Raw genomic sequence first — 20,960 nt, 5'->3', positions numbered from 1 at the left:
AAGGGGACGATATTGCGAAAAAGTCTGCCGACCAAGCTATTGCCACATCGAAGTTGGACGGCACGAGGGCACGCCGTGTGCGTTTCGAGGGCAGAACGTGTGCATACCGAATGACCGTGTGCAATCGGTGTGCGCTGCGTGCGGCTGGCGTGTGCACGCGGTGTGCAAGTGCTGAATCACACAAAAATGTCGAACAACGAATACGGACGTCGAAAGACCCCCGTTTGGCGTCCGAGCAACTCTTCTATCAGAGCAGTTCGATAGCGAGCAAAGCAGTCCAGAAGCCGCGCTTGGGGACGCGTTGGATCGGCTGACGTTTGCGCATCAGCGATAGCGGCGACCAGAAGCGCGGGGCCCGCGCAAATTTCCCCGTCCCGCCCCCACTCCTCGTCATACATGGCGTTCAAGAGACTTCCAACGAGGATGCCCAACCATTCGTCCGATAGATTTCGAGGCAGCGCCGCTTCGGGGCCTTGCGACAGGACTTCGCGCTCTAGGGCATCGAGAAGTGCATCGGTATCCGCAGGTGGCGCAGACGGAGGGTGCTGTGGTGCGAAAAGGGATGCATAGAGATCGATCCTGACGGCTGTGGTCGTGCTTGCATGCTATCGCGCCCATACGGTCATGCAAAGGATGTCGGATGCAGTCGTTGGAACCGGCGATCCGGTTGCTTCGGACGGGCAACTCGGATGCCCCAAAAAGGAATTGCCCATCCCAGCGCTAAGAATTGCTGTATGCATTCAGCCCACGTCTATCGAAGTCACATCGATAGAATGGAGTCCGGCCACAGCGACCGTCGACCTCACCGACTGACGCCTGTCTGTGGTATGCACCGCGCTCTGACGTCATGGCGGCAACTTTGCGCTTAGATAGAGGCTGCGGGGCGTGTTCGCGGTGAGCTTCCTTGCGTTTGACGGGTGTAGATGACCGACTGCTGCCGGACGGGGTAAACTTTTTGACAAACAAGTTCGGCTTTAACAACTACGGGGCAGCCTCCTCACATGCCAATTGATATTCGGAAATCTTCGACGGAAGAGAAGCGGCGGGACTGTATCAGGACAGTCGTTCTGATGCATGAGCTTATGAGAAGGACAGGCTCGGCAAATCCGAATCAGTTCGCACAGTGGTTTGATGATGCAACTGCGTCATGGACATGCGAGGACTCGCAAGGACGCAGGCCGAACCAAAAGATCAAACAGGTCACAGCAACAAAGGATCAAAAAAAATGGTATCGAATCGCAAGAGGACAGCAAGCGCTTTCTGAAAGAGCACTAGGGCAGTTGGCAAGGCTGTTTCCTGACGCGCGACAATATTTCCTCGAAGGACCGGACCAATTGTGGGAAGCACTCTGGGGGCCTGTTCATCGTCTTTGGGACGTCTGCGCCTGTGTTGCTTACGATACCCCTTTCGTGCCAAATTCGGAGAGCGAGGACGGTGTGACGGTGATCGGGACGACATACGCCGGCCCCGATTTGAAGCTCGACGAGTCTTTATATGACTTCGAATGCGGCTTACTTCAGTGGAAAGATCATCCCCACGATCGAGAGTTTCGACTGGTTGATTTATCTAATTCGATCGCGTTCTACAGACTACATCAAGCGGTCAACGCGTTAGCCCAGACCGACGGTGTCGGCGCATATAGGTGTGTTCGCATGTGCATGGACGGACCGGAACTATGGGATCAGTTTGTCGCCTTCAACACCTACAGCTCGTTTTGCGTGTATGCGGCAATCAACGGCGAACTCACTGAGATAGAAATTCGCCGCCTGAAGAATGAGCCTTCGTATCGCAAATCAGTCGGCATCGACATAGATGACATTGAAGAGTATGCGAAGTGGCCGAGCACCTTTTGCACCAACCAACAGAGAATGGAGAACTTGCGAATCGCCCCGTGGTCACCGTTTCACCCATTGCAAACCTGAAGGATCACGCCGCGAAATCTGTCATCCAGCGCTCCGAGATTCACACGGCTGCCGGGAAGTTTCCATCAGACGACGCCGGATCGGCGATTCGATTGTTCACACCCTGTGAAGCCTTGACGCGTTAAAGATTATAAAAGTTAAAAAAACGCGCGCGCGCGTTACAGGCCAGCACATTGCCCTGAACACCCCGCGCAGCGGCAGTCAGTGACACTGACCGGTGGGCGAAAACACGAAACCCCGGTGGGCGAAAACACGTGCCTATCCACGGAAAAACGTGTGTGATAACACGTCTCTTGGTAGGACTCATCCCAACTTAGTGGGTGAAACCACGATAGTCGGAACCCCCACATGCGTCGGAACGGCACGGGTTAATTTCCGGTGATCCTTCGTGTACATCGTGACTGTGTCGTTTTGGCCTAACAACAGCCGGTATTCCGGCAACGAGTCAGCAACCATCACATTACGAACCATCCGCCTAAACTCCTTCAGGGTCGCCTTGCTACCGGTTTTCTGCCGAAGCAGATCCAAGCCGATCAGTGCGGTCGGCTGACGCCCGCAATGCTTTCGCGCGAGTTCGTATAGGCGGCGCTCGACGGGCCTTCTCAGGCGAAAGTAGTCCTTGTGCAGCGTGAACACCTCAAACGAGCGGATAGCGTTGAACAGCCAGACCGACAACGTGATCTCCACGGCTGTCATCATTCCTGGCCGCTCCTGACTGGCTATAGTCCTCCAACCATCGATGAGGCCGAATCCCTCGTCGATCTGAACTCCCCCGGTTGAGATGTTGGTTGTTATGGCGGTGCCCTGCAACCGCCTCAACGACTGCTTGAGCGCCCTGTACTCGGCACCGCTGGTCCCACGGCCAGTACTCTTGAAAAAATCGTATGCCATGAAACGAACTGTCCGATATTTCGCGTCTGGCAGCCTAAGGTCCGCTGCCGCGATAAGCTTCGAAGTCACGTAGATGAGGACATCTTTGTCAAATTGCGTCGCGCGCCCAAGTACACTCGGCGTGACCGTTACTTGACGCTTGCCGTCTTGACTGGTCCACCGTTCTATTGAGAGGTCCGGGCGTGTAGATAACGAGAAAATCGGAACTTCCATGCTTGTCGCGTCGGCTTTTAGCGCAAATCCAAGCAGATCGGCATGAAAGAAGTCACCATGGCAGCGAGGCCTCGTTAGCCGATCGCTGCGATCGACTTCGTCTTGGGGTTTGCCCAAACTTTAGGCCCTCGCTGCGGGCTGCGAATCAGTCGGCTTCGCCTCGGAAAGCCGCTTCTTTCTTGCGAGTTCCTCTGCCTTGGTGGGGCGACCGCGCCGCGCAGCCTCAACCGGCGGCTGCGCCTTATGCGATGCGCCGTCGACTATGACATGACTCGCCAGCCACTGCTCGACATCTTCGACTCGCCATAAAAGCCGCTTCGTTCCTGGAATTCGGCATATTGGAGGGAGTGCCGCTGGATTGCGGGTTGCATCGCTACGAATGCTGGCAACACTTTTTCGCAGGTATTCAGATAGCTGATCGACGGTTAGAAGGGCTTGCATGTTGGCCGGGGTGGGCCAAGGTGAATCATGCACTTGGCCGCAATGGGTTGCGAATGCATGCAAGGTTCGTCGGTTCGACCGTTGCGATCACGGTGTTTTCAGAACAAATTTTTTCCACCTCGTCCTCGCGTCGTGCAGAACGATGTGGCCGCCACAAATTTGCCACACCAAGTGTGCAAAAACCTGCGCCAGAATGCAAAACAACGCACTACATCGCAAGATGTAGTGCGTTGTTTCTAAAGAAAAACTTGGTGGAGAGGAGGAGGATCGAACTCCCGACCTTCGCATTGCGAACGCGACGCTCTCCCAGCTGAGCTACCCCCCCAACGTGCGAACAATTCTAGCACAAGCATTTTCTGTTTTGCCAAGCCACGCGGCGGCAAAACCCAACGTCAAAACATCACCTGGACGGCGCACCAGCCAGCACCCAATCGACCACCGTGCGGATGTCCGCGTCGCTCATCGATTGATGCGCCGGCATCGGAATCATGCCCCACACGCCGGAGCCGCCGTCCTTCACCTTGCGCGCCAATTTTGCCGGCGCTTGCGCATCGCCCTTGTATCTGGCGGCAATCTGCTGAAACGACGGACCGACCAGTTTGCGGTCCACCGCATGACATCCCATGCAGGCATTCGAGCTAGCAACGATCTGACCGCGCGGCGCATCGGCCGCACGCGCGGAAGATGCAAACACACCCGCCCACGCGCCGACCGTCAACATCGCGGCAACGAAAGCAACGCCCCGCTTCATGGCGCCGTCGCCTTCGGATTACCCGGATGCACCGAGTTCGAATTGGTCACCGGCGCCGGCGGCTGCTGTTCGAGCGGACGCGAACTCACCGACGAATCGGGAATCGCACCGACGGTCGGCGCGCTCGCGTCCGGCTGCGAAGCGGCAACCGGTGGGGTCGCGGCGGCCGCGGCAGCCGCCGCCGCTTCCTGCGGCTGGATGTACTGGAACACCTTCACGACTTGCACCACACCCGGCACACGGCTCGCGACGTCGGCGCCGCGATTGCCTTCGTCCATCGTGACGAGGCCCATCAGATACACCGAGCCACGCTCGGCCACGACCTTGAAGTTGTTCGCCGAAATGTTCTTCTCGGCGATCAACGCGGTCTTCACGCGCGTCTCGAGGTAAGTGTCATTCGTGCGCGACGAGAACGAGCTGGCCGGCATGATCGCCAGTTCGTTGACGATCGTGTTGACGTTGTTCAAACCACGCACGATGCTCTCCGCGCGCTGCTTCGACACGTCACCCGCCACTTCGCCGGTCAACAGCACGCGGCGATTGAACACCGCGACGTTGACGTGCGCGTTGTCGGGCAAGTTCTGGCTGATCTGCGACAACGCCTTAACCTGCAACTCGCGATCCTCGGTCTGCGCGCCGAGCGTGCGCCGGTCGGTCGCCACCAGCGCGCCGCCGCCCGCCGCGCCGGCAACGGCGAGAAAGCAACCCTGCAATGTCGCGGACAGTCCCGCCGCGAACCCGACCACCAGCACGGTTCTCACCAGTGTCTTCTTGACGCGGAATACGCTCATCAACTAGCTCTCCTTCGGAATCAGTCTCAGTCTTCGCCCAGCAACATGGCATCGATGCCGTCGCACAGACAATGGATGGTCAGCAAATGCACTTCCTGAATACGCGCAGTACGGTCGGACGGCACGCAAATGTGGATATCGGTATCGCTCAGTACGTCCTGCATGCGGCCGCCGCCCTTGCCGCTCAGCGCGACCACGATCATTTCGCGCTCATGCGCGGCTTCGACCGCGGCCAGCACATTGGCGGAGTTGCCCGACGTGGTGATGGCGAGCAGCACATCGCCCGGCTGACCGAGGGCCCACACCTGCTTTGAAAATATCTGCTCGAACGAGTAGTCGTTGGCGATGGCGGTGAGCACGGACGTGTCGGTGGTCAGCGCGATCGCCGGCAAACCCGGGCGCTCACGCTCGAAGCGGCCGATCAGTTCGGCCGCGAAATGTTGCGCGTCGCCTGCTGAGCCGCCATTGCCACACGCCAGAATGCGACTGCCGTTGGCGAGCGCAGCGAACATCGTGTCGATCGCGGCGGCGATCGGCATCGACAGGGTTTCGAGGGCTTCGAGTTTGACTGCCGCGCTGTCGCGGAAGTGTTGTTGAATGCGTTCGACTGACATCGAGTCTCTATTTTCTACCGCGAATGAACCGCAGTGCGCGGCCGTGTTGTGAAGACGTATTGCAAGGTCGTGCCGCTCCGATGAACCCTGCCGGCAACGCAGTGCGAGCGCGCAAAATACATCGCGAAATGCGCTGCTTGCTTACTGCATCCTGTATGCCGGCGTGGTTCACGAGGCCCGCACGCGAGCGCAAGTTTATCGCACTCATGCCTGTTCTCCGCGCATCGCCTCAGACTTCGTCGGCGCGAAATGCATCACGCAGCCACACCAGTCGGCCCGCTTCGAACGCGATCACGTCGAAACGGCACGCAGGCTCATCATGCGACTGCCTGCTGCGGGTTGCCAGATAATGCCGCGCGGCCCGCACGATGCGCTGCTTCTTCTGCCAGCCGATGCTCGCTGCCGCGCCGCCATAACACTTGTGTGCACGCGCCCGCACTTCCACGAACACCAGCGCGCCGTCGCGCTCGCGCATCACCAGATCGATCTCACCGCCCCGGCACAGCACATTGCGCGCGACGAAGCGCAAACGCTGCCGCTGCAAAAACTCCATCGCACGCGCCTCGAAAGCCGCGCCGACGAGTTTGGACCCGGTTGCTCCTGAAAAGTTGTGCGGCAGGGCGGGCGACCGCATCCCACCCGGTTCGCGTGGCACTGCGTGGCACAATGGCGGCCTCGTTCTGTCTGTCTGCGTCTTCTGCCTCATGACTCCTCTCTCCGAACTCGCGCAAGGGCAGCAGTACCCTGCCGCCGCGCTGTATGTGGTAGCCACGCCAATCGGCAACATCGCCGACGTGACGCTGCGCGCGTTGCATGTGCTCGGACTGGTGGACCGGATCGCCGCCGAAGACACGCGCAACACAGGTCAATTGCTCGCGCGCTATGGCATCTCGAAGCCGCTCGTCGCAGTGCATCAACACAACGAGCGGGCTGCGGCGCTGCGTCTGATCGAACATCTGCAGGCGGGCGAACGCGTGGCCTACGTCTCCGATGCGGGCACGCCCGGCATCTCGGACCCCGGCGCGAAACTCGTCGACGCGGTACGCGAGGCCGGTTTTCCGGTCATTCCACTGCCCGGTGCCAGCGCGCTCGTGACAGCGTTGAGCGCAGCCGGCGACTGGGTCGCGACGTTCTCGTTCCTCGGCTTCCTGCCGCCGAAGGCAAAAGCACGCGCCGCGGCATTGCAGCCGCTCGCGAGCCATCCGCACGCGATGGTGTTCTACGAAGCGCCACACCGGATCGTCGAAACGGTGCAGGCATTGGCCGACGCATTCGGCGGCGAGCGCAAACTGCTGATCGCACGCGAATTGACGAAGTTACATGAAGCATTGCACCGCGGCACCCTGGCCGAAGGGCCAACGTGGCTCGCCGCCGATCCGAACCGGCAACGCGGTGAATTCGTACTGGTGGTGGAAGGCGCCCAGCCGGCGGCTGTCGGCGAACACGATCACGACGCGTTGCTGGGCATCCTGCTGGAAGAGTTGACGGTGAGCAGCGCGGCAAAAGTTGCGGCCACTCTCACGGGCGCTTCGCGCAACGCGTTGTATACGCGCGCTTTGGCGCTCAAAAAAGACGAGGAATGAAGCGGTCGGCGGTAAAGGCTGCGTCCAACCGCCGCGGATGAGCAAAAGAAAAGGGCCGCGCCATGAAAAACACCCCGAGGGCTGGATCGATATCCAGCTTTTGGGGTGCAGTTCACGACACGGCCCTTCATCGTTCAGCGGACACGGTATACGTTGCCTCCGTGCAGCCCGGCGTCACGTACGCACCTGAAGCGCGCCCGTGGCCGTTACATTACTTCTCTGCGGTCGAACCTGAGTTCGATGCAAGCGTTTCGTTAAGCTCCGCGCGCGCTTCCTGCGGCGACAATCCTTCGATTGTCACGCGTGCAGTACCGGCATGGCGCATGTCGAGCGCGCTTGCAGCGGCCATGGAGAGGTCGATCACGCGGCCGCGCGCATACGGGCCACGGTCGTTGATGCGCACGATAACCGAGCGCGACGTGGCCGGATTGGTCACGCGCACATACGAGCCGAGCGGCAACGTACGATGCGCCGCTGTCAGCGCGTGCATGTCGTAGCGCTCGCCATTGGCGGTGCGGCGGCCATGGAAACCGCGGCCGTACCATGAGGCGCGGCCGGTCTGCTGAAAGTCCGAAATGCCCGAACCTTCGTCAGTGAGCGGCTTGGCGTCGGCCAGCGGCGTACTTGTGGCGGCTGCGTCGGAGGCCGGCGCGCTACCAAAAGCTTGTGGGCCGAAGGAGCCTGCCTGCGCATTTTTCGTGCTCAGTGGCACGTCGCTCGCGGAGGTGTTACCAGCCCCCGGAGGCGTGGCGCAACCGGCCAGCATAAAAAAGGCAAAAAGAGTCCCCAGACCACGGGATAACCGAGTTTTCATAAGACGTGCAATCAAATTGTCGAGCCGCATCACGCGAAAAGTTGAGCGTGTTGCCTGCGACTCCGGCGGCAATGGACGACAACGCGCCACGCAGACGAGCGCAGTACGTCAAAGCCCGGACGCGGCTCACCCAGCCGCTACCGCACGGTTAATTTTCACGTCTGGCGCAACCTGTCCCCGGCAGCCTGACCAGACCCCACATGCCGCCATCGAACGTGGCAAACACGTTCTTGCGCGCGAAACTCAGCGCACAGGAACAGCGGCGTAGGCCCCACCCAGCGTCACGGCATTTAAGTCCGTTGCAGGCGCGCGGCGCCTGGCTGGGTAAGACGTGTGCATCGAATGCATCGATACCTGATGGCCGCCCACAACTGCGACAGCCCATACTTGAGTGGCGATCCGCGTGCCCATTTTTGATGGGGACGCACCGCCGTGTGGCATGCACAATTCCTTGTGCATGGAGTGCATTATACCCAAAAGAAATTTTTGGGATGACAAGCGACTGAAAACCTTGATGAATTTTCACGCCTGCTGCAAAAATGGGCGGCTGAAAGCTCGCTGGGGCGGGGGTTCAGCGCCCTCAACGAGGGTCGACGAGACGCCGGTACAATCAACGTTTTTCCAGCGGCGCCCTCAGCCATGAAAGTCACCTTGATCCCCGTCACGCCGTTCAAGCAAAACAGCTCGCTGCTTGTTTGCGAGGCCACTGGACGCGCGGCCGTCGTCGATCCGGGCGGCGACCTGGATGTGATCCAGGGCGAAATCGCGCGCCAGAACGTGACGGTCGAAAAAGTGTTCCTCACGCATGGCCACGTCGATCACTGTGCCGGCGCAAAGACGCTCGCCACGCATTACGGCGTGCCGATCGAAGGTCCGCATACCGAGGAGCGCTTCTGGCTTGACAAGCTGCCGGACCAAAGCACCCGCTTCGGCTTTCCTGCCGCCGAGGCGTTTGAACCGGACCGCTGGCTGCAAGACGGCGAGACCGTGAAGTTCGGCGACGAAACGCTCGAGGTCTATCACTGCCCCGGCCATACGCCGGGTCATGTGGTGTTCTTCAGCCGCGCGCATCGGCTGGCACTGGTGGGCGACGTGCTGTTCGCCGGCTCGATTGGACGCACGGATTTTCCGCGCGGCAATCACGCCGACCTCGTACGCGCGATTCGCGAAAAACTCTGGCCGCTCGGCGACGACGTCACCTTCGTTCCCGGTCACGGTCCCACCTCGACGTTCGGTGCCGAACGTCGCACCAATCCGTATGTCGCCGATGGGGTAGAAGCATGAGCAGCGAAATCTATGTGAGCACCGATGTCGAAGCAGACGGTCCGATTCCCGGTCCGCATTCGATGCTCAGTTTCGCCTCCGCCGCCTACACGGAAGACAAGCAGCTGATCGCCACCTTCTCCGCGAATCTCGAATTGCTCGACGGTGCCAGGCCGCATCCCGTGCAGGAAGCGTGGTGGAAGACGCAGCCGGAAGCATGGGAAGCCTGCCGCAAGGACTTGCAGGATCCGCAAGCCGCGTTGACAGCCTATGTCGAATGGGTCGAGGCATTGCCTGGCAAGCCGGTGTTCGTGGCGATGCCGGCGGGTTTCGACTTCACCTATATGTTCTGGTACATGATGCGGTTTGTCGGCCGCTGCCCGTTTTCGTGGTCAGCGCTCGATATCAAGACGCTGGCCTTCGCACTGACCGGCCTGCCGTACCGCAAGAACATCAAGCCACGCTTCCCGAAGCACTGGTTCGACGAACATCCGCATACGCATGTCGCGCTGGACGACGCGATCGAACAGGGCGCGCTTTTCTGCAACATGCTCAAGGACCTGCGCGCCGTGCAGGCGGCCACGCTGGCGGCCGGTAAAGATGGGGACGGCTCAGGACAAAACACCACTGAGGAACCGGCAAATTAGGTAATCTCCCTCCTCGGAGCCGTTTTACATTGCGTTTCGTTTTCGCGCCCTCTACCATGCGTTGATAAGGCGACGCCAACGGAGGCGCAGTTGACACTCGATACGTTCTCTCAAAAAATCCTGCGCCTGCTGCAGCTGGACGCACGCCGGTCCGTGCAAGAGATTTCCGACCAGGTCGGCCTGTCGAGCACCCCATGTTGGCGCCGCATCAAAGATATGGAGCAATCCGGGGTAATCCAGCGCTACACGGCATTGCTGGATCGCGAAAAGCTGGGGCTGCATGTCTGCGCGCTCGCGCATATCCACCTCACGCGCCATACCGAGGGCGGAGTCGAACAGTTCGAGCGGGAGATCGCCACCTGCCCGGAGGTCACCGAGTGCTACAGCACGACCGGCGAATCCGACTACATCCTCAAGATCGTCGCACCGGACATCAAGGCGTACGACAGCTTTCTGCACGAACGCATCTTCAAGATTCCCGCCGTCGCACAAGTGCGCACGAGCGTGGTGCTGCGCGAAATCAAGTTCGACACGCAATTGCCGCTGTGAGGCTGTGAGGCCGCGGGCATTGAAGTCGGGGGCTTTAATGCCGGGATGGATTGCCTTGACGCCGGGACGCGGCGACACCGGGAAGCAGTGACGCCCCCGGTGCAATGATGTCGAGACTTCGCGATAGGTCAACGGACGCCTGTTGCGGGTTCGCGGCGCAGGAGGGTCGGTCAACCAGCGCTCTGCCGTCCCAACCGAACACTCAGCCCATGCGCACCACAACATACCGACACCAACCACAATCAGCAGCGCCCTTAAAATAATGAAGCAACTGTTTCATAGTGGCTACGTCCGCAATTATGATCCGCATCGGGCTTGGCGCCGCTATGCCGATTAGCGATTAGCACGACAAAATCGGAAATCAGATCGGCTAACGAATGGATACCGCCGGCGATCAACACCTGCGAATGGGCAAACATGCCGATGAAGATTTGGAGTGCCATCAGCACCGTATTGAGCGCAATACTGACAAAGGTACTTTTGCGCCGCGACGCGATGTTTCTCGGCGAACTGGACGGCAGCGGCGGAAGGCACCGCTGAGAAAACGAAGTGAATAGTTCAATGCTTGCATTCTACCCATTGCATCTTGATATACGCTGAGCAGGTCACAAAAAATCCTTTTAAATCATCCCCTTATCTAAACAAAGCATTCGCGTTCCAGTTTCATGGAGCGCGTGCGACAAAGCGTCACTGCAATTTGCATAGACAATAAAAAACCGCGCCCTGGAAGGTACGCGGCTTTTTCTGGCACCAGCGGGCGCTATCAGCGCCCCTGATTGGCCCTATTGGTATTACTTCTGGATCAGAAACTTCTCGCGATCCAGACCTGCAATCCAGCGCGGCGGCTTGCCGCGGCCCGACCACGTGCTGCCACTATCCGGGTCACGATACTTCGGCGCGACGCCTGCACGCGGACGACCGGCCTTAGCAGCCTTGGCGCCACGGCCACCGCCGAGTTCAGTCAGCGAAATGCCGTAATCGGCCATTTTCTGCTTGATCTCATTCAACACTTCTGCGTATTCGCGCGACTTTGCTTCTTCGATCTGCTTTTCGAGCTTCTCGCGCTGAGCGAGTAGTTCCTTGTAGGACGACATAGGTTCCCTTTGTGGTTTAGATAAATGACTGCCAGTCTTAAGCCAGCTTGCCCTTTGAAGGTGTTCATGCCTCGGAATTTGATGGCGAGATTAACACAAAATAGAAAGACTACAAAAGCGCTCTCGTAAAATTAATCTCAATTCGTTTCAGAAAATTTCAGGCAGGCACGATGTTACGTCGAACCCCTTTCAACGAATAATTTCGTATTTTGCTGAAAAACGTGGTCGTGGATCGGTAATTGCAAGATTAACTATCAAAAAATGAAAATTAAGATAGAAAGCCGGCTCCAACATTTCATCCCATGAAAGCTTCAAGATGAAACCTCGGAACATATTAGGACACCCGCTCTCACTGTTATTGCGGCATGAGTGTTTTCCCGAAACAGCAATCCAAACTCAATTAGCGTGACGCTGGATGCAATCCTCGAGCGCCGCGCGCAAGGTTTCGGTATTGAGTTGGGCGTCATCGAAGGCGAAACGGGTGCGCGCGCCGTCCACCTTCAGGTCGGCACCATATCGATCGACGCCGAGCAGTTCCAGTCCTCCGGTGCCGGAGGAAGATGCGGCGAAGTGTCCAAGCAACGCGTTTTCTTCTTCGACGCCGAGTGACGGCAGTGGATCGAGTTCGGCGCCGGTAAGCCAGCCCATCGCGCCGAAGCCGCCGATGTAACGCAACCGCTCGAGTCTCATCGTCCAGAAGGTGAAATCGCCGAGCACCAGGTATCGTTCCGCGTCCGGGTGATAGCGCAGATAGCGTTGCACGACGTCGGGACTCGAGTCGACCGGTTCGAACGTGCCGAGCAAGGTAGCGCGCTGGCCGCTCAATACATCGCCATCCGGTGCGTCGACTACCAGAAAGCCGGCGCGTGGGTCGGCGTGCAGATTGTGCGTGTGCTCGGCGAGCCGGCTTACGAGGATCGTCGGGCTATGCTGCGGGTCCGGTGCAAACGGCAGCACCGAAGGATAAGGAAAACCTTCTGGCTGACGCGCGTGGGTTGCGAGCGTACCGATAGCGGCACTATGAAGCAGATGCAGCGGAGCGTGAGCGGGAATATTCAAGTGCGCGTTCCTCGATGAATGAGCGGCGGATGCCGGGCTGCAATTGGCAATGCAAACATCTAAGGCAAGACAGGCCACAAACCCGCGGCTGAATCAGCCACGCCGCGGCGACTGCGCGGCACACGGCCGCCGAGCCGCCCAGCCTCTTTCACGTGCAGCCGAACAATCGTAGGCGTTGGACCCATTCGCGCCAAGCATAAGACAGCGCGCTTCGTTAGAATCGGAAATTCCGCTTTCAACGCGCTTTCTCCCGCGTTCTCTCTCCCACGAGATCTCCGTGTCCGACCGTTCCCCCGAATTCGCCACCCTTCCTGCGGCTCATCGCGATCTCTCCGACACCGCACGGCAGCGGGCCCGCATCGCCACGATGGCGGTGTTCTTCATCGCCGGCATGATGTACGCGTCGTGGGGAGTGCATGTGCCGACCGTGCGCGACCGCTTTCACCTGAATGCTGCGCTGCTGTCGTTCGCGCTGCTGGCCGTGGCGGGTGGCTCGATCGGCGCCATGGCGGCGAATGCTTCGTGGATTGCGCGGGTCGGCACGCGCCGCGCCTGTCTGACAGGCGGTCTGGTCATGACAGTGTGTGCGGCGCTGATCCTGATCGTGCCGGCTTACTGGATGCTGCTGATCGTACTGGCCGTCTTCGGCGCGGGCATGGCTACGCTCGACGTCGCGATGAACGCGGAAGCCAGCGCTGTCGAGAAGGCGCTCGGCAAACCGATCATGTCGTCACTGCACGGCATGTTCAGCGTCGGCGGCATGTTCGGCGCGGCGGTGGGCGGCGCTTTGCTGGCGCGCGGCATGGCGCCGGCGCTGCATCTCGCATTGGCTGCGGCAGTCAGCGCGCTGGTGCTGATCGCGGCCTGTCCTGCCGTGCTGCCTCACGTGCCGCATGCCGATCATCCCGACGCGGCCACGCCCCGCGCCAACCGCTGGCGATCGCCTGCCTTGTGGGCGCTCGGCGCAATGGCACTTGTCGCGCTGATCGCCGAAGGCGCGATGTACGACTGGGCCACCGTCTATATGCGCGACGTCGTGCTGTCCACACCTGCCCTCGCGAGCGCGGCCTACGCGGCGTTTTCGGGCGGCATGGCGGCGGCACGTTTTGCCGGCGACGCCGTGCGTGCCCGCTTCGGCGCACCGCAACTGGTGATGGCAAGCGCGTCGCTTGCCTGCGCGGGAATGGTCGGCGCACTGTTGCTGCCGCATCCCGTCACCGCGTTGATCGGCTTCACGCTCATGGGTCTCGGGCTCGCGAACATGATGCCGGTGCTGTTCGCGGCAGCGGCGAGCGTCAAGGGTATTCACGCAGCCGAAGGGCTCGCGCATGTCGCCGGGCTGGCGTACTTCGGGCTGCTGCTTGGGCCGGTGATCATCGGCGCGGTGACGCAGGTGACCAGTTTGCCGATCGGCTTGTCCGTGGTGGCCGTGTGCGCGGCAGCGATCGCGATCGCGGGTCCGAAGGTGCTGAGGCGTTTGAAGATCTGACGCAGACGCACAGTGCCGCTGTATCGGCGGGCGCCCTGCCATACGAAAAACCCGCAACCTTACGTTACGTTACGCGAGGTCTGCACGCTGGTGTGTTCCTCGCCACATCGGCGGGATCAATCCTTGCACCGCATCGGGATATGCCCATAAACCATTGATTAATAACTATTTATTCGGCGTTTTTCCATGCAAACACACATGGCATAGGCCTTGCAATTAGCTCCCCAGCAATTTCTAAATTACGGGGGAGCGGACCATGAAGCGCAATTTCAAACTGTCGGCGATCGCCATGTGCGTGTCGTCGATGATCTTACTGACCGGGTGCGGAAGCACGTTGACGAGACCTGGTCTCGGTAGCGGCGGAGGTGGCGGCACGCCAACGCCAACGCCAACGCCAACGCCTACCCCAACACCGACTCCTAGTCCGACACCCACGCCGACGCCTACTCCAACACCCACGCCGACACCGACGCCCACGCCGACCAGCGCTAATCCGATCGGTGTGGTCGTCCAGAACACCGGCAATGTGATCACCGCAGCCGGCCAAACGGTCTCCGCGGTCGGCAGCCAGATCGGTCTCACGCCGATTCCCGGCGCGAACCCGGCCACCACCACCGCGCTCGGCAACGTCGTCTCGAATCTCGGTGCAGGCGTCACGGCAATCGGTACAGGTGCGGCGAACGGCCTCGGCCAGCTCGGCAATTCCAAAGATCCACTCGGCACGACGCTGGCGAGCAGCGGCAACCTGGTTTCTGACGCAGGTCAGGCAGTCAACAGCGCCAGCCAACTGGTGACGAGTCTCGGCAGCGGCCCGACCGCGCCGCTCAGTCCGCTGACCACGCCGCTCGGCAGCGCAGTCGCGACGGTCGGCAATGCAGTCAGCGGCCTTGGCACGCAACTAAGCTCGCAACTGACGAACGGCCCCATCCAGCAAGTCACGCAAACTGTCAGCACCGCGATCACGCCGATCACAAGCACGCTCGCCCAAACGACCCAAACCGTCGGCGACACGACTGGTCTCGGTGCACCGCTAAATGGTCTGCTGTCGACCATCGGTCATGGCCTCGACAGCGCGGGCAGCAAGGTCGGCAGCGCGACCGGCAATCCAATCGGCCAGAACCTCGGTAATGTCGTGACCAGGCTCGGCGACACCGTCACCTCCGCCGGCGGCCTGCTGACTGCGGGTGGTTCGAGCAGCGGCAACCCGCTCGGCGGCCTCACGGGCATTCTGAATCCGGGCGGCAGCGGCTCGGGCAGTCCGCTTGCACCGCTGACAGGCGTCCTCAGCACGGTGACCGGCGGCTTGGGTGGTATCGGGGGCGGTAGCAGTTCGGGCAACCCGCTTGCACCATTCACTGGCGTCCTCAGCACGGTGACCGGCAGTCTCGGTGGTATCGCCGGTAGTGGCGGCTCGGGCAACCCGCTTGCACCACTCACCGGCGTCCTCAGCACGGTGACCGGCAGTCTCGGTGGTATCGCCGGCAGTGGCGGCTCGGGCAACCCGCTTGCACCACTCACCGGCGTCCTCAGCACGGTGACCGGCAGTCTCGGCGGTATCGCCGGCAGTGGCGGCTCGGGCAACCCGCTTGCACCGCTGACGTCGGCGGTATCGTCGCTGACAGGCGCGCTCGGGTCGGCTACCGGTTCGGGTGGCACCAGCGGTGCCAGCAGCCCGCTTGCGCCGATCACCGGCCTGCTGGGCACCGTCACCGGCGCATTGACGAGTACGGCGAGCTCCGCAGGCGGCTCGACAGGCGGCGGCCTGCTCGGCGGTCTGGGCGGTCTGGCGGCGAAAAAGTGACGAAGACGAATAACGACAGCAAATAACGGCGCTGCAAACAAGCGCCGAAGGGGGTGGCGAGCCGGGTCAACCGGCTCGCCGTTTTTTGATCGCCGCAACGAGAGACGGGATTGAAAACGCCCGCGCATCGATCGGCTTATTAAAGCTCGTGATACGTGACGTAATTGCGCGAGAAGTCGTTGCGCTGAAGAAAATTGGTGTGCGTCATCGTCACCGATGCATCGAGTCCTTCCACGTAGTGCCACCAGCCGATCGGCAGAAACAGCAATTCACCGGGTGCGAGCGTGCATTCGATCAAATGCGCATCGCGCATCGACGGGAAACGTTCGTAGTCGATCGCACTGCCGTCCACCTGCGAAAAGCAATGCAGATAGTTCGCCATATGAGGCGTATCGAACAATGGCACCATCTTGATCTGCTTGCGGCCGATGACCTGCGCCATGAAGTTATTGGTCAGATCATGGTGAAACGGCGTCTTCGTTCCGGCAGGCCCCATCCAGAAAAAGCCGGTGTCGGGCGATCGCGCGTCGAGATATTCGCCGATAGTCGGCACATCGGGCCATAGCGCGGCGAGTGCCGCGCGGTTGTGCGAGGTGTTATTAGCGGTCATGTAGAAATCGTTTGTCGGGCCGCTGCGCTCGACGAGATCGACATAATCGGCAAAGCGCATCATCCGTTTGAGCTTCGGTTGATTGATTTCATAATTCGCATCCGACTCGCGGCCGAACTGCACCTCCACTTCGCAGTCGCCGCAACGCTCGCGAAAGTAGTCGAAACGCCACTGCGTGCGCGCCGGCCAGAAATCGAACGCACCGGTGATGATGACCGGCCGGTTCTGAAAGTAGTACTGCTCAAAGAACTCGTCACGCGAAAGACGCCCGCGCCTTTCGATCGCGCCGCTTTGCGCACGCATGTGATTGAGCGTGCCGTACACCGACAATATCCATTCACGCTTGCGCAAACGATTGCGCAAGCGCGCTGCACCCTCAAAGTAAGGACTCGCGAGCGCCGCCTCGATTTCGCGCACGGCCTCGGCAGGGTCGAAACCATGGCCGACCAGCGCACCATGCACTGCGGGCGGCGGTGCGTCGAGCAGCAGATTCTCGGCAATCCAGCGGCGCCAACCGTTATCGATCGAACGGATCTCAGTGGTCACGGCGTTCTCCAGACGAAGTTCTCAAACCCGCAAGCCTCGCACGCAAATGCGCAAAAAAAAAGGCACGCGAGCCTTGCGGCGCGCGTGCCTTTTAACTGCTTGATCGAAGACAAACAAAGCTGTCTTCGGTCATGCGGTTTTTACATCTTCACTACGTCGAGCAGCGTCTTCTTGCCGCCCTTGTAGTTGTACAGCGAGATCACGCCATGCTGAAGGTCGCCCTTCGAGTCGAACGTGGTTTCGCCGATCACACCCTTGTAGTCGGTCGCCGGCATGGCTGCCAGGATCTTCGCCGGGTCGGTCGAGTTCGAACGCTTCATAGCGTCGACGATGATGTACACAGCGTCATACGTGAACGGAGCGTAGATCTGGATCGGCTGACCGAAACGCTTCTGATACTTGGCGAGGAACGCCGGGCCGCCAGCCATCTTCTCGAGCGCCATACCGGCTTCCGAGCAGACGATGTTGTCGGTTGCGTCGCCTGCCAGATCCGACAGCTTATCCGTACACACGCCGTCGCCAGCCAGCACCTTCGCGCGCAGGCCGAGTTGCTTGGCTTGCTTGGCGAACGGGCCGCCGGTGGCGTCCATGCCGCCGTACATGATCGCGTCCGGGTTTTCGCCCTTGATCTTCGTCAGAATCGCGCGGAAGTCGACAGCCTTGTCGTTCGTCGCGTCATGCGACATCACGTTCAGGCCCAGCGACTTGGCGGTCTTTTCGAATTCGTTGGCAAGGCCCTGACCGTATGCAGTCGAGTCGTCGACGATCGCGACGCTCTTCATCTTCATGGTCTTGGCTGCGTAGTTAGCCAGTGCCGGACCTTGTTGCGCATCGGTCGCCACGACGCGGTACGTCGTCTTGAAACCTTGTTGCGTGTACGCCGGGTTCGTTGCTGACGGCGAAATCTGCACGATGCCAGCATCGCTATAGATCTTCGAAGCCGGAATCGAGGTGCCCGAGTTCAAGTGGCCGACTACGGCGACAACCTTGTCGTCGACCAGCTTTTGCGCGACTTGAGTTGCCGTGCGCGGGTCAGCTGCATCGTCTTGTGCGTCGAGTTGCAGCGTGACTTTCTGGCCGCCGATCGTCAGGCCCTTGGCGTTGATTTCCTCAACTGCCAGACGCGCGCCGTTTTCGTTGTCTTTACCCAGGTGAGCAATGCCGCCAGTCAGCGGTGCAACGTGACCGATCTTGACGACCGTATCGGCCGCAGCCGATGTTGCCAACGTTGCGAACAGCATCGCCGCAGCGCTGATCGGCAACAGCTTTTGAATCTTGATGTTCATGTAAGTCTCCAGTTTCGGTCCCAAAAACAACGTAATCGCCCTGTGCCCCCGCTTCCCTACACGTGTCGCTCAGTCCCGTGGACGACCACGCCGGTTGCATCGTTCATGCACTTGGCCAGCACGTTCGCCAACCTGTTTGTGGCAGGCGGCAAACCGTACTTGCGCGCAAGTGTAGGCCATCAAATTAAATTGTGGGACTTTTTTGAGGAAGTGGGATGAACACCAATAGCGTTTATCCAACAGCGGCCGATTCCGGCGCGATAGAGAGGCTGGAAAACGCCATCCCATGCGGGTTTCCGCTAGGTAGGGGTTTCATCTGACAGCACTGGCCTAAAGCTTTTAGCGTGTTAAACCGTTAATGGTTCGAATAGGCTTTGGATTAAAAAAACAGGCGCGTCCCGGATCGCTGCGAGGCGCGCCTGAGCCGCGCTGATTCAAGTTTTGATCGCGGCGATCCGAGCAGCCACAGCATGCCATTCCTGCTCGAGCTTTTCGACCAGTTCCGCCGCGCCGAGGCCTTCGCGACGCCCGCGGCCAAGCGGGGCGCCCTGGCCGGACCAAAGGGAGAGATAGTCGCCGTTATTCGCGCGGCTCGCGGTTTGCCGCAGTTCCTGAGTCAACGCGTTTTGCACCGGATAAGGCGCGACCTTGTGCGGCGACTCGCTCAAATGCTGCATCAACGGATTGCGTATGCCGCGTGCATGACGGCCGGTGATCGCGCGTGTTACGGATGTCGATGTGTCGGACATCGCACGTACGCGGGTTTTCCATGCCTGCGGTATCGCACTCTCGAAACAGGTGAGAAACGCGGTGCCTATCACGGCGGCTTGCGCGCCGAGCGCGAGCGCGGCGACGATGCCACGCCCGTCCATGATGCCGCCGGCGGCCAGCACCGGCAGACCGGTCGCATCGACGAGTTGCGGCACGAGCGCCACGGTGCCGACCAGCGCCTCCTCGAATGCGCCGATAAAGGTGCCGCGATGCGCGCCGGCCTCCGCGCCTTGCGCGGTGATTGCGTCGGCGCCCGCATCGCGCCACGCGACACCCTCGGCGACATGCGTCGCGGTGCCTATTACATAGAGGCCGTTTGCATGGAGACGGGCGATGTCTTCGACAGCGAGCAGTCCGAACGTGAAGCTCGCCACCGGCACGCGTAATTCGATCAGCGTTTCCAGTTGCGCGCGAAAATCCGGCGCGTAGCGTTCGAGCGGCTGTCCCGGCGGCAAACCGAGGTCCGCGCGCAATGGATCGATTGCTTCGAGTGCGTGGCGCACGGTGGCTTCGTCCGGCGCGGCCGGATCGAGTACAAACAGGTTCACGCCGAAGGGGCGATCCGTCAGCGCGCGAATCGCCGCGACTTCACTCGCGATCTTCTCGGGCGCTAGCGCGGCGGCTGCGAGAAAGCCGAGACCGCCGGCGTTCGATACCGCGGCGACCATCGCCGGCGTCGTCGCGCCGCCGGCCATCGGCGCCTGCACGACCGGCACCCGCAACTCGAAGCGCGCCGCGAACGGCGTCACAAAACTGCCTTCACTCATGATTGATTCTCCTTCCGACAATGCGCCCGCGACATCGGCGAGCCAGGACTCTGGACTGTATCGAGCCCGGCGCGCGCGGAGAAATGAATTATCGAGAATGTTTCAATCGCCTTACGAGATCGGTGCTACGCGACGAGGTCCGTCAGGCCTCGCGTGACCCCGCTGCAAGGCGTTTCTTTTGATGGCACACTGACCGCCCGCTTCAGGCATTCAGCCCTCCGGCAATCATTCAGACCGACCCCCGCGTATCAACTCACTTGTAAATGGAGAGCAACATGAGCACGACTTCCCGCTGGATCGACATTCCCGCCGGCAACGACAGCTTCGGCGGCTATCTGGCGCTGCCCAAAGGCGGCAAGGGACCGGCCGTCATCATCATTCAGGAAATCTTCGGCGTGAACAGCCATATCCGTTCGGTCGCGGATCAGTACGCACAAGACGGCTACGTCGCGCTCGCACCGGACGTGTTCTGGCGCGTGCAGCCGCGCGTCGAATTGACGTATGACGGCGCGGATCGCGAAAAGGGCATCGAGTTGATGCAGAAAACCAATGTCGACCAGGCGGTGGCCGATATCGGCGCTGCCGCCGCGGCGTTGCGCGCGTTGCCGGAAGTGACCGGCAAGGTTGCGGCGATCGGCTTTTGCTTCGGCGGCCGACTCGCTTATCTGGCTGCCGCGCAAGGCACGCTCGACGGCGCGGTTGCCTATTACGGCGGCGGCATTCAGAACCAGCTCGATGAGGCCGCGAAGATCAAAGTGCCGATGCAATTCCACTACGGCGAACTCGACGCTCACATTCCGCTGTCGGCTGTCGGCCAGATTCAGGAACGTTTCGCCGGCCGCACCGACGCGGAGTTCAACATCTATCCGAACGCCGATCACGGCTTCAACTGCTCGGACCGTGCGTCGTATAACCAGCGCGCCTCGGCGCTCGCGCATGGCCGCACGCTGACCTTCCTCGGTGAACGGCTGTAACGTGTGGTTGCGATAGGCGGTTGCAACCTGCGGCTGCAACGCGCGGGTGTAACTCACAGTTGCAGCGCGCGGTTGTAGCTCGCA

Annotated in this window: 19 protein-coding genes, 1 tRNA gene and 1 pseudogene; 8 read left to right on the top strand and 13 right to left on the bottom strand. The window is 60.6% G+C overall.

Going from position 1 to position 20,960, the window contains the following annotated elements; translation table 11 throughout:
* The first annotated feature begins 1,001 nt into the window (after positions 1–1,001).
* Positions 1,002–1,922: a hypothetical protein gene (locus PQR53_RS35185; protein ID WP_408464623.1), complete on the top strand. Its 921-nt coding sequence runs from the start codon at positions 1,002–1,004 to the stop codon at positions 1,920–1,922.
* 303 nt (positions 1,923–2,225) lie between these two features.
* Here the strand turns inward: PQR53_RS35185 and PQR53_RS35180 are convergent, their stop codons facing one another.
* The 6 genes from PQR53_RS35180 to PQR53_RS35155 form a co-directional block, all read right to left on the bottom strand.
* Positions 2,226–3,143: a replication initiator protein A gene (locus PQR53_RS35180; RefSeq protein ID WP_408464621.1), complete on the bottom strand. Its 918-nt coding sequence runs from the start codon at positions 3,141–3,143 to the stop codon at positions 2,226–2,228.
* 573 nt (positions 3,144–3,716) lie between these two features.
* Positions 3,717–3,792, bottom strand: a tRNA-Ala gene (locus tag PQR53_RS35175).
* A 75-nt stretch (positions 3,793–3,867) separates the two neighbouring features.
* Positions 3,868–4,218: a c-type cytochrome gene (locus PQR53_RS35170; protein WP_408464619.1), complete on the bottom strand. Its 351-nt coding sequence runs from the start codon at positions 4,216–4,218 to the stop codon at positions 3,868–3,870.
* The gene (locus PQR53_RS35165; RefSeq protein WP_323046498.1) at positions 4,215–5,009 is read right to left on the bottom strand and encodes a BON domain-containing protein; all 795 of its coding nucleotides are present in this window, start codon (positions 5,007–5,009) and stop codon (positions 4,215–4,217) included. The genes PQR53_RS35170 and PQR53_RS35165 overlap by 4 nt, the downstream gene beginning before the upstream one ends.
* Positions 5,010–5,035: 26 nt before the next feature.
* On the bottom strand, positions 5,036–5,623 hold the full coding sequence (locus PQR53_RS35160) for a phosphoheptose isomerase (RefSeq protein WP_408464617.1): 588 nt from the start codon (positions 5,621–5,623) through the stop codon (positions 5,036–5,038).
* Between the two features lie 229 nt (positions 5,624–5,852).
* Positions 5,853–6,290 (bottom strand): YraN family protein, encoded by a 438-nt coding sequence (locus PQR53_RS35155; protein ID WP_408464666.1) that lies wholly within the window; start codon positions 6,288–6,290, stop codon positions 5,853–5,855.
* A 37-nt stretch (positions 6,291–6,327) separates the two neighbouring features.
* Between PQR53_RS35155 and rsmI the strand changes: the two genes are divergently transcribed.
* On the top strand, positions 6,328–7,206 hold the full coding sequence (gene rsmI / locus PQR53_RS35150) for a 16S rRNA (cytidine(1402)-2'-O)-methyltransferase (protein ID WP_408464615.1): 879 nt from the start codon (positions 6,328–6,330) through the stop codon (positions 7,204–7,206).
* Positions 7,207–7,417: 211 nt separating this feature from the next.
* On the opposite strand, the gene PQR53_RS35145 is transcribed toward rsmI, so the two are convergent.
* Entirely contained in the window at positions 7,418–8,020 is a 603-nt protein-coding gene (locus PQR53_RS35145; protein WP_408464664.1) for a septal ring lytic transglycosylase RlpA family protein, read from the bottom strand.
* 639 nt (positions 8,021–8,659) lie between these two features.
* Here PQR53_RS35145 and PQR53_RS35140 point away from each other — a divergent pair.
* The 3 genes from PQR53_RS35140 (at position 8,660) to PQR53_RS35130 (ending at position 10,479) form a co-directional block, all read left to right on the top strand.
* On the top strand, positions 8,660–9,304 hold the full coding sequence (locus PQR53_RS35140; RefSeq protein ID WP_408464613.1) for an MBL fold metallo-hydrolase: 645 nt from the start codon (positions 8,660–8,662) through the stop codon (positions 9,302–9,304).
* Positions 9,301–9,930, top strand: a complete 630-nt coding sequence (locus tag PQR53_RS35135) for a 3'-5' exonuclease family protein (RefSeq protein ID WP_408464611.1) — start codon at positions 9,301–9,303, stop codon at positions 9,928–9,930. The genes PQR53_RS35140 and PQR53_RS35135 overlap by 4 nt, the downstream gene beginning before the upstream one ends.
* Before the next feature lie 90 nt (positions 9,931–10,020).
* Positions 10,021–10,479: an Lrp/AsnC family transcriptional regulator gene (locus tag PQR53_RS35130; protein ID WP_012431468.1), complete on the top strand. Its 459-nt coding sequence runs from the start codon at positions 10,021–10,023 to the stop codon at positions 10,477–10,479.
* Positions 10,480–10,689: 210 nt separating this feature from the next.
* Here the strand turns inward: PQR53_RS35130 and PQR53_RS35125 are convergent.
* From PQR53_RS35125 to PQR53_RS35115, 3 genes and pseudogenes are all read right to left on the bottom strand, one after another.
* Positions 10,690–11,013: pseudogene (locus PQR53_RS35125) on the bottom strand (cation efflux transmembrane domain-containing protein); the annotation flags it as partial.
* Positions 11,014–11,270: 257 nt separating this feature from the next.
* Complete coding sequence (locus PQR53_RS35120) at positions 11,271–11,573, bottom strand: H-NS histone family protein (protein ID WP_054037926.1); 303 nt, start codon at positions 11,571–11,573, stop codon at positions 11,271–11,273.
* Between the two features lie 396 nt (positions 11,574–11,969).
* Complete coding sequence (locus tag PQR53_RS35115; RefSeq protein ID WP_408464609.1) at positions 11,970–12,632, bottom strand: HugZ family pyridoxamine 5'-phosphate oxidase; 663 nt, start codon at positions 12,630–12,632, stop codon at positions 11,970–11,972.
* Between the two features lie 277 nt (positions 12,633–12,909).
* Between PQR53_RS35115 and PQR53_RS35110 the strand changes: the two genes are divergently transcribed.
* On the top strand, positions 12,910–14,121 hold the full coding sequence (locus PQR53_RS35110; RefSeq protein ID WP_408464607.1) for an MFS transporter: 1,212 nt from the start codon (positions 12,910–12,912) through the stop codon (positions 14,119–14,121).
* A 256-nt stretch (positions 14,122–14,377) separates the two neighbouring features.
* The gene (locus PQR53_RS35105) at positions 14,378–15,922 is read left to right on the top strand and encodes a collagen-like triple helix repeat-containing protein (RefSeq protein ID WP_408464605.1); all 1,545 of its coding nucleotides are present in this window, start codon (positions 14,378–14,380) and stop codon (positions 15,920–15,922) included.
* A gap of 139 nt (positions 15,923–16,061) precedes the next feature.
* Here PQR53_RS35105 and PQR53_RS35100 read toward each other — a convergent pair whose 3' ends face one another.
* The 3 genes from PQR53_RS35100 to PQR53_RS35090 all read right to left on the bottom strand — a co-directional run bounded on the left by PQR53_RS35100 (position 16,062) and on the right by PQR53_RS35090 (position 19,902).
* Positions 16,062–17,078: a cupin-like domain-containing protein gene (locus PQR53_RS35100; RefSeq protein WP_408464603.1), complete on the bottom strand. Its 1,017-nt coding sequence runs from the start codon at positions 17,076–17,078 to the stop codon at positions 16,062–16,064.
* A 140-nt stretch (positions 17,079–17,218) separates the two neighbouring features.
* Complete coding sequence (locus tag PQR53_RS35095) at positions 17,219–18,364, bottom strand: branched-chain amino acid ABC transporter substrate-binding protein (RefSeq protein ID WP_408464601.1); 1,146 nt, start codon at positions 18,362–18,364, stop codon at positions 17,219–17,221.
* A gap of 434 nt (positions 18,365–18,798) precedes the next feature.
* Positions 18,799–19,902 carry an NAD(P)H-dependent flavin oxidoreductase gene (locus PQR53_RS35090; protein ID WP_408464599.1) on the bottom strand — a complete coding sequence of 368 codons (1,104 nt, stop codon included), beginning with the start codon at positions 19,900–19,902 and terminating at the stop codon, positions 18,799–18,801.
* Positions 19,903–20,177: 275 nt separating this feature from the next.
* Here PQR53_RS35090 and PQR53_RS35085 point away from each other — a divergent pair, with 275 nt between their 5' ends.
* A complete protein-coding gene (locus PQR53_RS35085) occupies positions 20,178–20,876 on the top strand; it encodes a dienelactone hydrolase family protein (RefSeq protein ID WP_408464597.1) in 699 nt (232 codons plus the stop codon).
* Positions 20,877–20,960: the final 84 nt, after the last annotated feature.

It is taken from the genome of Paraburkholderia fungorum, assembly GCF_046027605.1.
In the GTDB taxonomy this organism is placed as follows: domain Bacteria; phylum Pseudomonadota; class Gammaproteobacteria; order Burkholderiales; family Burkholderiaceae; genus Paraburkholderia; species Paraburkholderia fungorum_F.
Note: the sequence above shows the minus strand (reverse complement) of the source record. Positions and strands in the feature narration are given on the sequence as shown.